The sequence below is a fragment of the Salipiger sp. H15 genome (assembly GCF_040409955.1).
Classification (GTDB): domain Bacteria; phylum Pseudomonadota; class Alphaproteobacteria; order Rhodobacterales; family Rhodobacteraceae; genus Salipiger.
Map to the genome: position 1 here is coordinate 517,606 of NZ_CP123384.1, position 12,513 is coordinate 530,118.

A 12,513-nucleotide genomic window follows, 5' to 3' on the forward strand; every position below is an offset into this window, starting at 1 on the left:
TTTGAAAATACGCCGGGGGGTGAATTGGCCGCGAGGCCAAGAGGGGGGCAGCGCCCCCCTTCCCCGCCGCCTCAGGCCGCGTTGCTGTTGGCCGCCTTGCGCGGCGCGTCCGAGTTGCGGTCGATGAAGTCCAGCACCAGCGGGCGGATGTTGTTGCGCCAGCTGCGCCCGGCGAAGATGCCGTAATGGCCCGCGCCCGGCTCGAGGTGCTGCAGCTTCTTGCCGTCCGGCAGCCCGGTGCAGAGATCGAGCGCGGCGACGCACTGGCCCGGCGCCGAGATGTCGTCGTTCGCACCCTCGACGGTCATCACCGCCACGTCGGTGATCTTGCCGATGTCGACCTTGTGCCCGTTCACCACGAAGCTGTTCGAGGCGATCTCGCCGTTCTTGAAGATGCGCTCGACGGTCGAGAGGTAGAACTCGGCGGTCATGTCCATCACCGCGAGATACTCGTCGTAGAAACGGTTGTGCGCGTCGTAATCCGAGGCCTCGCCCCGGCAGACCCGCAGGATCTGCTCGGAGAAGGCCTTGGAGTGGCGCTCGGCGTTCATCGACATGAAGGAGGCGAGCTGCAGCAGCCCCGGGTAGACCGGCCGCCCGACGCCCGCGTACTTGTAGCCGACGCGCTGGATCATCGTCTCCTCGAGCTGGCCCATGGTCACCCGGTGGCCGAAGTCGGTGACATCGGTGGGGGTCGCATTCGGGTCGATCGGCCCGCCGATGAGCGTCAGCGTGCGCGGCTGCGCCCCGGGCTCGAGCTCGGCGAGGTAGGCGGTGGCGGCCAGCGTCAGCGGCGCCGGCTGGCAGACCGCGATCACGTTGGTGTCGGGCCCGAGCGCGCGCATGAAGTCCATGAGGTAGAGCGTGTAGTCCTCGATGTCGAACTTGCCGTCCGACACGGGAATGTCGCGGGCGTTGCGCCAGTCGGTGACATAGAGCTCGCAGTCGGGCAGCAGCGAGACGGCGGTGGAGCGCAGCAGCGTCGCGTAATGGCCCGACATGGGCGCGACCAGCAGCACCTTGCGCGCCTTGGGCGGGCGGCCGACCACCTCGAAATGCACGAGATCGCCGAAGGGCTTCTCGACCACGGTGGTGGGCTCGACCACGTGGTCGCGGCCGTCGTTGCAGGTCACGGTGCGGATGCCCCAGTCGGGCTTGACCACCATGCGCTCGAAGGTGCGCTCGGTCACCTCGCCCCAGGCCGCCATCCAGCCGATCATCGGGTTCGGGATCGCCGCGAAGGCCGGGTAGGAGGCCATGGTCCGCGCCGTGGCCCCGAGCCACTGGTTGGTGTTCCGGAAGGTCTCCATCAGATCGTAGGTCGCCATTTGACGCATGCGCGTTACTCCAAAGATGCGGTCGCTCACGGCACCCGGCGCCTGCGTGCCTCCCGTCACGCATCGCCGCCGATCCGGGGACCGGACCAATTCGCCGCTTTGCCCCCCGCCCTGCCGCCGTTATTCTGCAACATGCCGAAAGTAGGGGGGATTCGACCTTATGACAACTACTCCGGGCACGGACCTCACGTCTGACCGCGCACGACTCGAAGCAAATATTGAGAAGATCGAAGCCCTTTCTCAACGTCTTATGGAAGCAATTTCGCGACGTAAGCCCATCAATCCTGCTTTGAACGGGCCCGATCCCCTGCTTTACGGCAAGGCCGCGCAGGCCTACTGGCAGGAGTGGATGCAGAATCCCGCCAAGGTGTTCGAGCAGCAGGTGTCCTACTGGGGCAAGGCGCTGAGTCACTACCTCGAGGCGCAGGCCGCGCTGGCCGGAGGGCAGCTCGCCCCGCCCGCGGACACCGGTCCGAAGGACAAGCGATTCACCAACCCGCTCTGGGACAGCCACCCCTACTTCAACTTCATCAAGCAGCAGTATCTCATTACCTCCGAGGCGATTCACCGCTCGGTGGACGAGATCGCCGACCTCGACCCCAAGGAAAAGAAGCGCCTGCGCTACTTCGCGCGCCAGATCGTCGACATGATGGCGCCGACCAACTTCTTCGCCACCAACCCCGACGCGCTGCAGAAGGCGCTGGAGACCGAGGGCGAGAGCCTGGTGAAGGGGATGGAGAACCTCGTCGCCGACCTCGAGGCGAACAACGGCGAGCTGGTCGTGCGGCTCGCCGACGAAAAGGCCTTCCAGCTGGGCGGGAACATCGCCACCGCCGAGGGCGAGGTCGTGTTCCGCAACCGGATGATGGAGCTGATCCAGTACAAGCCCACCACCGAGAAGGTGCGCGAGACGCCGATCGTGCTCTTTCCGCCGTGGATCAACAAGTACTACATCCTCGACCTCAAGCCGCAGAACAGCCTGATCCGCTACATCGTCGACCAGGGCTACACGCTCTACGTCGTGAGCTGGGTCAACGCCGACGAGAGCTACGCCGACGTCGGGCTCGAGGATTACATCGAGGACGGCTATCTCGCCGCCATCCGGGTCGCGCGCGAGATCTGCGGCACCGAGCAGGTCAACGCGGTCGGCTACTGCATCGCCGGGACGACGCTGGCGCTGACCCTGTCGCTTCTGAAGCAGCGCGGCGACAGCTCGGTCAAGTCCGCGACTTTCTTCACCACGCTCACCGATTTCTCCGACCAGGGCGAGTTCACGCCGTTCCTGCAGGACGATTTCGTCGACGGGATCGAGGCCGAGATCAATGCCAGCGGCATCCTCAAGAGCTTCATCATGTCGCGCACCTTCTCGTTCCTGCGCTCCACGGACCTGATCTACACCCCCGCCATCCGCAGCTACATGATGGGCGAGACGCCGCCGGCCTTCGACCTGCTCTACTGGAACGGCGACGGCGCCAACCTGCCGGGGAAGATGACCATCGAGTACCTGCGCGGGCTCTGCCAGCAGAACCTCTTCTCGCGCGGGGAGTTCGAGATGCAGGGGCTGAAGCTCGACATCCGGGACGTGGACGTGCCGCTGATCTCGATCGCCGCCGAGGGCGACCACATCGCCGCCTGGAAGGACTGCTACCGCGGCGTGCAGAAGATGGGCTCGCGCTCGAAGACCTTCGTGCTCTCGGAATCGGGCCACATCGCCGGCATCGTGAACCCGCCGAACAAGAACAAGTACGGCCATTACGTGAACCCGGACCTCAAGCTGCCGGCCGAGGACTGGCAGGCAGGTGCCACCTTCCACGACAAGCTGTCCTGGTGGCCGCTCTGGGAGGAGTGGCTGCGCAAGCGGTCGGGCAAACTGGTGCCGGCCCGCATCCCCGGCGATTCGGCGCACCGGTCGCTTGGCCCCGCCCCGGGAAAATACGTGCGGGTGAAGGCTGCGTAACCTTGCGTCAATTCAGCGACTTGCACGATTTTTGCTGCATTGCGGCGAAAATTCTTGAAATGCTGCACTGCAGCATTCATATTGAAGTCAGCCGATAGACAAAGCGCGGGGTGGGCCCGCCAGGCTGAATACGGGAATTTAAGGATGGCTAAGACTCAAGACTTCACCGCCATGATGAAGGACATGATGGGCGCGTTCCCCGTGGACACCAAGGCCATGGACGAAGCCTTCAAGACTTCCGCAACCCTGAACGAGAAGCTCTCGGCGGTTGCGCTCGAAGCGGCTGAAAAATCCACCGAGATCTCGGCCAAGTGGACCAAGGAAACGCTCTCGAAGCTCTCCGACATGTCCAAGGTCAAGAAAGAGCCGGCGGATTACGCCAAGGCGATGACCGATTTCGCCTCCGCACAGGCCGAAGTCGCCGCCGAGAACATGGCCGCCTTCGCAGAGATCGCGAAGAAGGTGCAGATGGACACCGTCGAGCTGATGATGGCCGCAGGCAAGGACTTCACCGAAGACGCCTCCGCCGCCGTCAAGAAGGCGACCGACGAGATGACCGCCGCCGCCAAGAAGACCACCGCGGCCGCCGCGAAGTAAGTCCGGTTTCGCCCCCGTCTCCCGGGGCGAAACACCGTTGCGCCTCTCCTCTCCTCCCATGTTTCCGGCGCAATGCGTGGGGCGGGCTCACCAGAGCCCGCCCTTTTTTCCTGCCGGTTTCCATGCCGATTCCGCAACCCGGCCCCCCATCCCCTCCCCCCAAAAGCAAAACGCGGCCCCATGAGGGGGCCGCGTTTCCATCTTCACGCAAGCGGTGAAGGCGTCAGTTGACGATGGTCGCCTCGGTCGCCGCGCGCAGCTCGTCCTCGGTCACGCCCTCGGCGGTCTCGACGATCTTCAGCCCGCCCTCGACGACGTCCAGCACGCCGAGGTTGGTGATGATCCGGTCGACCACGCCCTTGCCGGTCAGCGGCAGGGTGCATTCCTTCAGCACCTTGCTCTCGCCGTGCTTGTTGGTGTGGTCCATGACCACGATGACGCGGCCGACGCCCGCCACGAGGTCCATGGCGCCGCCCATGCCCTTGACCAGCTTGCCCGGGATCATCCAGTTCGCGAGGTCGCCGTTCTCGGCCACTTCCATGGCGCCGAGGATCGCCGCCGCGATCTTGCCGCCGCGGATCATCGCGAAGGACATGGAGCTGTCGAAATACGACGTCTTGGGCAGCTCGGTGATGGTCTGCTTGCCGGCGTTGATGAGGTCCGGATCCTCGTCACCCTCGAAGGGGAACGGGCCCATGCCCAGCATGCCGTTCTCGGACTGCAGCGTGATCTCCTTGTCGCCGACGTAGTTGGCGACCAGCGTCGGGATGCCAATCCCGAGGTTCACGTACATGCCGTCTTCGAGTTCCTCGGCCGCGCGCGCGGCCATCTGGTTGCGATCCCAAGGCATCAGGCTTCCTCCCGCTTGCGCACGGTGCGCTGTTCGATCCGCTTCTCGTGCTCGCCCTTGATGATGCGATGCACGAAGATGCCCGGCAGATGGATGTGATCCGGGTCAAGCTCGCCCGGCTGCACGATCTCCTCGACTTCCATCACGCAGACCTTGCCGCACATGGCAGCCGGCGGGTTGAAGTTGCGCGCCGTCTTGCGGAACACGCAGTTGCCCGTGGTGTCGGCCTTCCAGGCCTTGACGATGCTGAGGTCGGCGAAGATGCCCTCTTCGAGCACGTATTCCTGGCCGTTGAAGACCTTTGTCTCCTTGCCCTCGGCCACCACCGTGCCGACGCCGGTCTTGGTGTAGAAGCCCGGGATGCCCGCGCCGCCGGCGCGCATGCGCTCGGCCAGCGTGCCCTGCGGGTTGAACTCGAGCTCGAGCTCGCCAGACAGGTACTGGCGCATGAACTCGGCGTTCTCGCCCACGTAGGAGCTCATCATCTTCTTGATCTGCTTGGTGTCGAGCAGCTTGCCGAGGCCGAAGCCGTCGACGCCGCAGTTGTTCGACGCGATGGTCAGATCCTTGACGCCGCTCTCCACCAGCGCGTCGATCAGCAGCTCGGGGATGCCGCAGAGGCCGAAACCGCCCGCCGCGATGGTCATCCCGTCGAAGAGCAGCCCGTCCAGCGCCTCGGCGGCGGAGCCGTAAACTTTCTTCATGTCGTCCTCCCGAAAGAAAGAGCCTGCGAGACTTGTCACCCGCGCATGAAGCAGAGTCAACGAAGCCTCCCCCGCCGGATGCGGGGTTCGCGCCAAGTCACTTTCGCAAGCGCAGCGACGTGGCGCCGCGGCGCAGCATTCCCGGTAAACAGGACGAAGGGCAACCCTTTTTTCTTGTACGGGACCCTTTGGCGACAGGCAGCGCTAACACGCCGCCGGACATGAAAAGGCCCGCGCCAGCAAGGGCGCGGGCCGATCATCTGCTCAGGCGGGAGGCGTTCTCACTCGTCCGACTTCGCCGCGCTCTTCTTCGCCGGTGCCTTCTTGGCAGCGGTCTTCTTGGTGGTGCTCGCCTTGGCCGCCGCCTTTTTCGGGGCTGCCTTCTTCTTGGCGCCCGACTTGGCGGACTTCTCGGCGATCAGCGCCAGCGCCTGCTCGAGCGTGACGCTTTCCGGATCCGTGTCCTTGGGCAGGGTGGCGTTCACCTTCTCCCACTTGACGTAAGGCCCGTAGCGCCCGTCGAAGATGGCGATCGCGCCGCCCTCGGGGTGATCACCGACCTCCTTCAGCGCCTTGGCCGCGGCACGGCCGCGCCCGCCGGGGTTCGCGCGCTTCTCGGCCAGCATCTCGACCGCGCGGTTCATGCCGATCTCGAAGACCTCGGCCGGATCCTTGAGGTTCACGTAGGTCGGCTTCGCGTCGTCGGGCAACTGGTGCATGATATAGGGGCCGAAGCGCCCGAAGTTGGCCGAGACCGCGCCGCCCTCGGGGTGCTCGCCGATCTGCCGCGGCAGCGACAGCAGCACCAGCGCCTTCTCCAACGTCAGGTCGTCCTTCGACCAGCCGCGCGGCAGCGAGGCCCGCGGCGGCTTCTTGTTCTCGGCCGTCGGCTCGCCGCGCTGCACGTAGGGGCCGAAGCGCCCGGCCTTGAGCCAGATCTCGTCGCCCTGATCCTCGCCGAGCAGCCGCTCGTCACCCTCGGCCCCTTCGCCCGCGATCGGGCGGGTGTAGGTGCACTCGGGGTAGTTGCCGCATCCGACGAAGCCGCCGGTGCGCGAGGTCTTCAGGTGCAGTTGGCCGTTGCCGCACTTGGGGCAGATGCGCGGGTCGGAGCCGTCCTCGCGCGGCGGGTAGAGCTGCGGCGCCAGCGCCTCGTCGAGCACGTCGAGCACCTCGGAGATGCGCAGCTCGGAGGTCTCCGAGATCGCCGCCGAGAAATCGCGCCAGAACTTGGCAAGCACCGACTTCCAGTCCATCTCGCCGGCCGAGACCTCGTCGAGCTCGTTCTCGAGCTCGGCAGTGAACTCGTAGCCCACGTACTTGCGGAAGAAGTTGAGCAGGAAGATCGTGACGATCCGGCCCTTGTCCTCGGGGATGAGGCGGTTCTGCTCCTTCTTGACGTATTCGCGGTCCTGGATCGTGGTGATCACCGAGGCATAGGTCGAAGGGCGCCCGATGCCGAGCTCTTCCATGCGCTTGACCAGCGTCGCCTCGGTGTAGCGCGGCGGCGGCTGGGTGAAGCTCTGCGTGCCGAGCACGGCATTGTTGTCCGACAGGATCGACGAGATGCCCGAGGCTGGCGTCGCGCGCTCGGCGGCCTTCTCGTGCTGCGCCCTGAGGCCCGACTTGGCAAAGGCGGCGTTCTCGCCCTGCATGATCTGCGGCAGGCGCTTGTCGTCTTCGCCCTCGACGTCGTCGCGGCCCTCTTCGTAGATCTTCAGGAAGCCGTCGAAGATCACCACTTGGCCGGTGGCGCGCAGCCCGACCTGCTGGTCGTCCGAGCCGATCTCGACCGTGGTGCGCTCGAGCCGCGCCGCCTCCATCTGGCAGGCCAGCGTGCGCTTCCAGATCAGGTCGTAGAGCTTGCGCTGGTCATCCTCGCGCAGCTTCAGCGCCTCGGCGTCCTTGGTCATGTCGGTCGGGCGGATGCACTCGTGCGCTTCCTGCGCGTTCTTGGCCTTGTTCTTGTAGATGCGCGGGCTGCCCGGCACGTATTGCTTGCCGAAACGGTCGGCGATGGCCTCGCGGCACGCGGTCACCGCCTCGGGGGCCATGTCGATGCCGTCGGTCCGCATGTAGGTGATGTGCCCCGCCTCGTAGAGCCGCTGCGCCGCGTTCATGCAGGCGCGCGCGCCCATGCCGAACTTGCGGCTCGCCTCCTGCTGCAGGGTCGAGGTCATGAACGGGGCCGAGGGGTTGCGGGTGCTGGGCCGCGCCTCGACCGAGAGGATCTTCAGCGCGCGCTTGGCGACGGCCTGCACCGCCATCTCGGTCTGGGTGGCGTTCTCGAGATCGTAGCGGTCGAGCTTGCGGCCTGCGAGCGTGGTCAGCCGCGCCTCGAACTCCTGCCCGCGCGGCGTCGTCAGCAGCGCCTTGACCTGCCAGTATTCGCGGGGATTGAAGGCCTCGATCTCCATCTCGCGCTCGACGATGAGCCGCAGGCAGACCGACTGCACCCGGCCCGCCGAGCGCGCGCCCGGCAGCTTCCGCCAGAGCACCGGCGAGAGGTTGAAGCCGACGAGGTAGTCGAGCGCGCGGCGGGCGAGGTAGGCCTCGACCAGCGGCGCGTCGATCTCGCGCGGGTTCTGCATCGCCTCGGTGACGGCGGCCTTGGTGATCGCGTTGAAGGTGACCCGGCTCACCGCAGTGTCCTTGCGGATCGAGCGGCGCTTGGTCAGCGCCTCCTTCAGGTGCCACGAGATCGCCTCTCCCTCGCGATCAGGGTCGGTCGCGAGAATGAGCGCGTTGTCATTCTTGAGCGCCTCGGCGATGGCCGAGACATGCTTGCGCGAGTCGGCGCCGATCTCCCAGGTCATGTCGAAATCGTTGTCGGTGTCGACCGACCCGTCCTTCGCCGGCAGGTCCCGGACGTGGCCGTAGGAGGCGAGCACCGTGTAGTCGGATCCCAGATACTTGTTGATTGTCTTGGCTTTGGCCGGGGATTCGACGACGACGACGGGCATTAATGAGACCTCATTGCAACGCTGTGCTCAAAACGGCTTGCCTGCCGCTATGGCGGCGCAAGATGTGGGACGCAAGGGGGAAATGTCAATGCGGCCCGGCGGCGGACCCCAGGCAGCACAGGCGAATTGCCGCGATTCCGGGCCGTTTCGGAGGCTCAGGAGAGCCGGCTCAGCAATCCACCGGGGCGGCGTTCGAGCCGCCCCTCGAGTTCGAGATCGGTGAGCGCCGGGGCGATCTGCGCGACCTGCCCGCCAAGATCGCGGATCACCTGGTCCTCGGGCACCGGCACCGGGCCGAGCCGGTCGAGGATGCGCTGGTGCAGCGCGCGGGTCTCGGCACGGCTGCGGCGCTCGGGCGGTGGCGGCGGCACCTGCACGGCCCGGCCCGGCGCTTCCGGCACCGCGACGGCGGGCTCCGGGCGTGCGGGCTCGGGCCGCGCCAGCGCCTCGATCACGTCCTCGGCATTGCGCACCAGCCTTGCCCCGTCGCGCAGCAGCAGGTTGCACCCGCCCGCGCGCCCGTCGAGCGGATGGCCGGGCACCGCCATCACCTCGCGCCCCTGGTCGAGCGCGCAGCGCGCGGTGATCAGCGAGCCGGATTTCACCGCCGCCTCGACCACCACCACGCCCTGCGCCATGCCCGAGACGATGCGGTTGCGGGTCGGGAAATGCCGCGCCTGCGGCTGCATCCCCGGGGGCTGCTCGGACAGGAGCACGCCGCGGTCCCGGATCTCGGCCGCCAGCAGCGCATTCTCCTGCGGATAGATCACGTCGACCCCGCCGGCCATGACCGCCGCGGTGCCGCCCGCCTCGCCGCCCGCGAGCGCCGCGCGATGCGCCTCGGCGTCGATGCCGCGCGCGAGGCCCGAAACCACCAGCCAGCCAGCCTCGGCCAGCCCCCGCGCCAGCAACCGCGCGGTGCGCGCGCCGAGCGAGGAGGCATTGCGCGCGCCCACCAGGGCCACGGCGGGGCGGTGCAGCAGCGCGCCCTGCCCGATCACCCAGAGCAGCGGCGGCGCATCCTCCATCTCGGCAAGCCCGGGCGGGTAGCCGGGAGCGCCGCGAAACACCAAAGTCGCGCCGGCGCGGGCGCCGGCCGCAAGCTCGGCCTGCACCACGCCCTCGGGACAGATGCGATAATCCTCGACCCCGGCCCCGGCGGCCACCGCGGGCAGCGCGTCCAGCCCGGCGGCGGCGGAGCCATGCTCGGCCAGGAGCCGCCAGAAGGTCGTCGGCCCCACCCGGCGTGAGCGCAAGAGACGGAGCCAAGCCAGCCGGTCGGCTTCCGTGGTGGGTGGGAGTGGGGGGTGGTTGGAAGTCTGTGTGTGCCCGGTCATCCTGACCCCGTCTCTTGCGGGATCCTCTCTAGCCGATGACTGGTTAAGCAAGAATGAAGCCCCGGAAGCCGAAAGCCGCGCCGCCCGAAAACCGCCCGCCCCTTCTTCTCTTTCCAAATACGCCGGGGAGCGCGAGGGGCAGAGCCCCTCGCCTCTTCAAGTGCCCCGCCTCGGGCGCGAGAGGCATCGCCCCTCGCTACTTTGGCGACCGCCCGATCAGCTGCCCGCGCCGCCGACCGTAAGCCCGCCGATCATCACCGTCGGCTGGCCCACGCCCACCGGCACCCATTGGCCCTGCTTGCCGCAGTTGCCCATGCCCGGGTCGAGCGCCATGTCGTTGCCGAGCGCCCGCACGTGCTGCAGCGCCGTGGCGCCGTCGCCGATCAGCGTCGCGCCCTTCACCGGCGCGCCGACCTTGCCGTTCTTCACCCGGTAGGCCTCGGTGCAGGAGAAGACGAACTTGCCGTTGGTGATGTCCACCTGCCCGCCGCCGAAGCCGACGGCCCAGATCCCGTCCTTGAGATCCGCCACGATGTCAGCGGGGTCGGCATCGCCGCCCAGCATGATGGTGTTGGTCATCCGCGGCATCGGCGCGTGGGCATAGCTCTCGCGGCGGCCGTTGCCGGTGGCCTCGACGCCCATCAGCCGGGCGTTCTGGCGGTCCTGCATGTAGCCCACGAGGATGCCGTCCTCGATCAGCACGTTGCGCGCCGAGGGCGTGCCCTCGTCGTCGACCGAGATCGAGCCGCGCCGGTCCGGCAGGGTGCCGTCATCGACCACGGTGACCCCGGGCGCGGCGACGCGCTGGCCCATGAGCCCGGCAAAGGCCGAGCTGCCCTTGCGGTTGAAATCGCCCTCGAGCCCGTGACCCACCGCCTCGTGCAGCAGGATGCCCGGCCAGCCCGGCCCGAGCACGATGTCCATGACCCCGGCGGGCGCGTCCTCGGCGCGCAGGTTGACCAGCGCGATGCGCAGCGCCTCGCGCGCCTTCGCCTGCCACGAGGCGGGCTCGAGCAGCCCGTCGAGCAGGTAGCGCCCGCCGCCCGAGGCCGCGCCCTGCTCGCGCAGGCCGTTCTCCTCGACGATGACGGACACGGTGACGCGGGTCATCGGGCGCACGTCGGTGACCAGCCCGCCCTCGGGGCGCAGGATCGCGACCTCCTGGCAGGAGGCGGCGATGGTCGCGGTTACCTGAACCACGCGCGGGTCGAGGTCGCGGGCAAAGGCGTCGATCTCGCGCAGCGTCTCGAGCTTCACCGGGAAGCTGTGCCCGGCGATCGGGTCGGCGTCGGTGTAGAGCCTGCGGTTGGTGCCCGCGGGCGGCGGGGCGAGCACGCCGCCGCCGTCGCCGACCGCCAGCCGGGTGGTCTCGACCGCACGCGCGATGGCCTGTTCGGAGATCTCGGTGGAATGGGCGTAGCCCGCCACCTCGCCGCGCACCGCGCGCAGGCCGAACCCCTCGGAGGCGTCATAGCTGGCGGTCCTGATTCGGCCGTCGTCCAGTACCAGAGCCTCGCCGCGGCGTCTTTCGAGGAAGAGCTCGCCGTCATCCGCCCCCGCGACAGCGTTACGCAGTTGCCCCAGTGTGCGCTCCAGATCGAGGGCCGTTTCAAAGGGCCGGAAAGGGCTTTCGCTCATGTGGTCATCCTCTTAGTTTTGATCTGGATCAAAAAAGTGCGCTTTTGCCGCAAGCGTTCATCTTTATTTGATGGGCGCAATGTGCTTTTTAAAGTCCACAACAACAGGGAGGAGGCTCTTCGGGCGGCGGCTCGGGGGTGAATCCTCCTGTCCGCAGAGAAGAATGACAACCGGATCAGGTGATACATGCGTAAACTATCGAAGCTGACGGGCCTCGCCACCGGCGCACTGACGGCAGCCCTTGCCGTCCCGGCCCTGGCGCAGGACTCGCTGGAGCTGGTGGGCCACCCGCACGCAGGCGGCACGGGCTTCCAGCCCGCCTCGACCGAGCTCGCGCGCGACCTTCAATGGCTGGACGGGATGCTGCTCGTCATCATCACCGCGATCTGCATCTTCGTTATCGCGCTGCTGGCCTATGCCGTGCTGCGCTTCAACAGGAAGTCCAACCCGACCCCGAAGAGCTTCACCCACAACTCGCCGCTCGAGATCGCCTGGACGCTGGGTCCGATCGTGATCCTCGTGGTGATCGGCGCCTTCTCCCTGCCGGTGCTGTTCAAGCAGCAGGAGATCCCCGAGGGCGACGTGGTGATCAAGGTCACCGGCTACCAGTGGTACTGGGGCTATGAATATGTCGGCACCGACCTCGCCTACGAGGGCTACATGATCGGCGCCCCGGCGACCGGCGGCGAGAACCGCTTCAGCACCGACGTGTCGACCCAGTTGCACGAGGCCGGCTACAGCGACAGCGAGTTCCTGCTTGCCACCGACACCGCCGTGGTCGTGCCCGTCGGCAAGACCATCGTGATGCAGGTGACCGGCGCCGACGTGATCCACTCCTGGACCATCCCGGCCTTCGGCGTGAAGCAGGACGCCGTTCCGGGCCGCATCGCCGAGCTGTGGTTCAAGCCCGAGCGCGAGGGCGTGTTCTTCGGCCAGTGCTCGGAACTCTGCGGCATCAGCCACGCCTACATGCCGATCACCGTCAAGGTGGTCAGCCAGGAGGCCTATGACGCCTGGCTCGCCGCCTCGCAGAACGACGGCGGCTACGTCGACGTGCGCCAGTTCCTGGCCGCGTCCTAACTTCTTGCAACACGGCGGCGCGCCCCGAGGAGGAGGGCGCGTCGCCAGGA

9 protein-coding genes are annotated in these 12,513 nt (G+C 67.3%); 3 read left to right on the top strand and 6 right to left on the bottom strand.

The genetic code is table 11. The features are described 5' to 3' along the window. Window positions 1-71: 71 nt before the first annotated feature. The gene (phaZ, locus tag PVT71_RS02530) at window positions 72-1,337 is read right to left on the bottom strand and encodes a polyhydroxyalkanoate depolymerase (RefSeq protein ID WP_353472926.1); all 1,266 of its coding nucleotides are present in this window, start codon (window positions 1,335-1,337) and stop codon (window positions 72-74) included. Between the two features lie 160 nt (window positions 1,338-1,497). On the opposite strand from phaZ, the gene phaC reads away from it, so the two are divergent. Continuing rightward, window positions 1,498-3,294, top strand: a complete 1,797-nt coding sequence (gene phaC, locus PVT71_RS02535) for a class I poly(R)-hydroxyalkanoic acid synthase (RefSeq protein WP_353472927.1) — start codon at window positions 1,498-1,500, stop codon at window positions 3,292-3,294. Between the two features lie 144 nt (window positions 3,295-3,438). Continuing rightward, entirely contained in the window at window positions 3,439-3,891 is a 453-nt protein-coding gene (locus PVT71_RS02540; RefSeq protein ID WP_353472928.1) for a phasin family protein, read from the top strand. A 223-nt stretch (window positions 3,892-4,114) separates the two neighbouring features. Here the strand turns inward: PVT71_RS02540 and PVT71_RS02545 are convergent, their stop codons facing one another. From PVT71_RS02545 to tldD, 5 genes are all read right to left on the bottom strand, one after another. After that, on the bottom strand, window positions 4,115-4,741 hold the full coding sequence (locus tag PVT71_RS02545) for a CoA transferase subunit B (RefSeq protein WP_353472929.1): 627 nt from the start codon (window positions 4,739-4,741) through the stop codon (window positions 4,115-4,117). Next, window positions 4,741-5,445, bottom strand: a complete 705-nt coding sequence (locus PVT71_RS02550; protein ID WP_353472930.1) for a CoA transferase subunit A — start codon at window positions 5,443-5,445, stop codon at window positions 4,741-4,743. The genes PVT71_RS02545 and PVT71_RS02550 overlap by 1 nt, the downstream gene beginning before the upstream one ends. Window positions 5,446-5,726: 281 nt before the next feature. Further along, window positions 5,727-8,408: a type I DNA topoisomerase gene (gene topA / locus PVT71_RS02555; protein ID WP_353472931.1), complete on the bottom strand. Its 2,682-nt coding sequence runs from the start codon at window positions 8,406-8,408 to the stop codon at window positions 5,727-5,729. Between the two features lie 155 nt (window positions 8,409-8,563). After that, entirely contained in the window at window positions 8,564-9,745 is a 1,182-nt protein-coding gene (gene dprA, locus PVT71_RS02560) for a DNA-processing protein DprA (protein WP_353472932.1), read from the bottom strand. Between the two features lie 216 nt (window positions 9,746-9,961). Beyond that, window positions 9,962-11,383 carry a metalloprotease TldD gene (gene tldD / locus PVT71_RS02565; protein ID WP_353472933.1) on the bottom strand — a complete coding sequence of 474 codons (1,422 nt, stop codon included), beginning with the start codon at window positions 11,381-11,383 and terminating at the stop codon, window positions 9,962-9,964. A gap of 186 nt (window positions 11,384-11,569) precedes the next feature. Here tldD and coxB point away from each other — a divergent pair, with 186 nt between their 5' ends. Beyond that, window positions 11,570-12,463: a cytochrome c oxidase subunit II gene (gene coxB / locus PVT71_RS02570; RefSeq protein ID WP_353472934.1), complete on the top strand. Its 894-nt coding sequence runs from the start codon at window positions 11,570-11,572 to the stop codon at window positions 12,461-12,463. Window positions 12,464-12,513: the final 50 nt, after the last annotated feature.

Coding starts and splice junctions, on each gene's coding strand:
- phaC (WP_353472927.1), top strand. CDS start 1,498: ATGACAACTACTCCGGGCACGGACCTCACGTCTGACCGCGCACGACTC.
- topA (WP_353472931.1), bottom strand. CDS start 8,408: ATGCCCGTCGTCGTCGTCGAATCCCCGGCCAAAGCCAAGACAATCAAC.
- phaZ (WP_353472926.1), bottom strand. CDS start 1,337: ATGCGTCAAATGGCGACCTACGATCTGATGGAGACCTTCCGGAACACC.
- PVT71_RS02545 (WP_353472929.1), bottom strand. CDS start 4,741: ATGCCTTGGGATCGCAACCAGATGGCCGCGCGCGCGGCCGAGGAACTC.
- dprA (WP_353472932.1), bottom strand. CDS start 9,745: ATGACCGGGCACACACAGACTTCCAACCACCCCCCACTCCCACCCACC.
- coxB (WP_353472934.1), top strand. CDS start 11,570: ATGCGTAAACTATCGAAGCTGACGGGCCTCGCCACCGGCGCACTGACG.
- PVT71_RS02550 (WP_353472930.1), bottom strand. CDS start 5,445: ATGAAGAAAGTTTACGGCTCCGCCGCCGAGGCGCTGGACGGGCTGCTC.
- PVT71_RS02540 (WP_353472928.1), top strand. CDS start 3,439: ATGGCTAAGACTCAAGACTTCACCGCCATGATGAAGGACATGATGGGC.
- tldD (WP_353472933.1), bottom strand. CDS start 11,383: ATGAGCGAAAGCCCTTTCCGGCCCTTTGAAACGGCCCTCGATCTGGAG.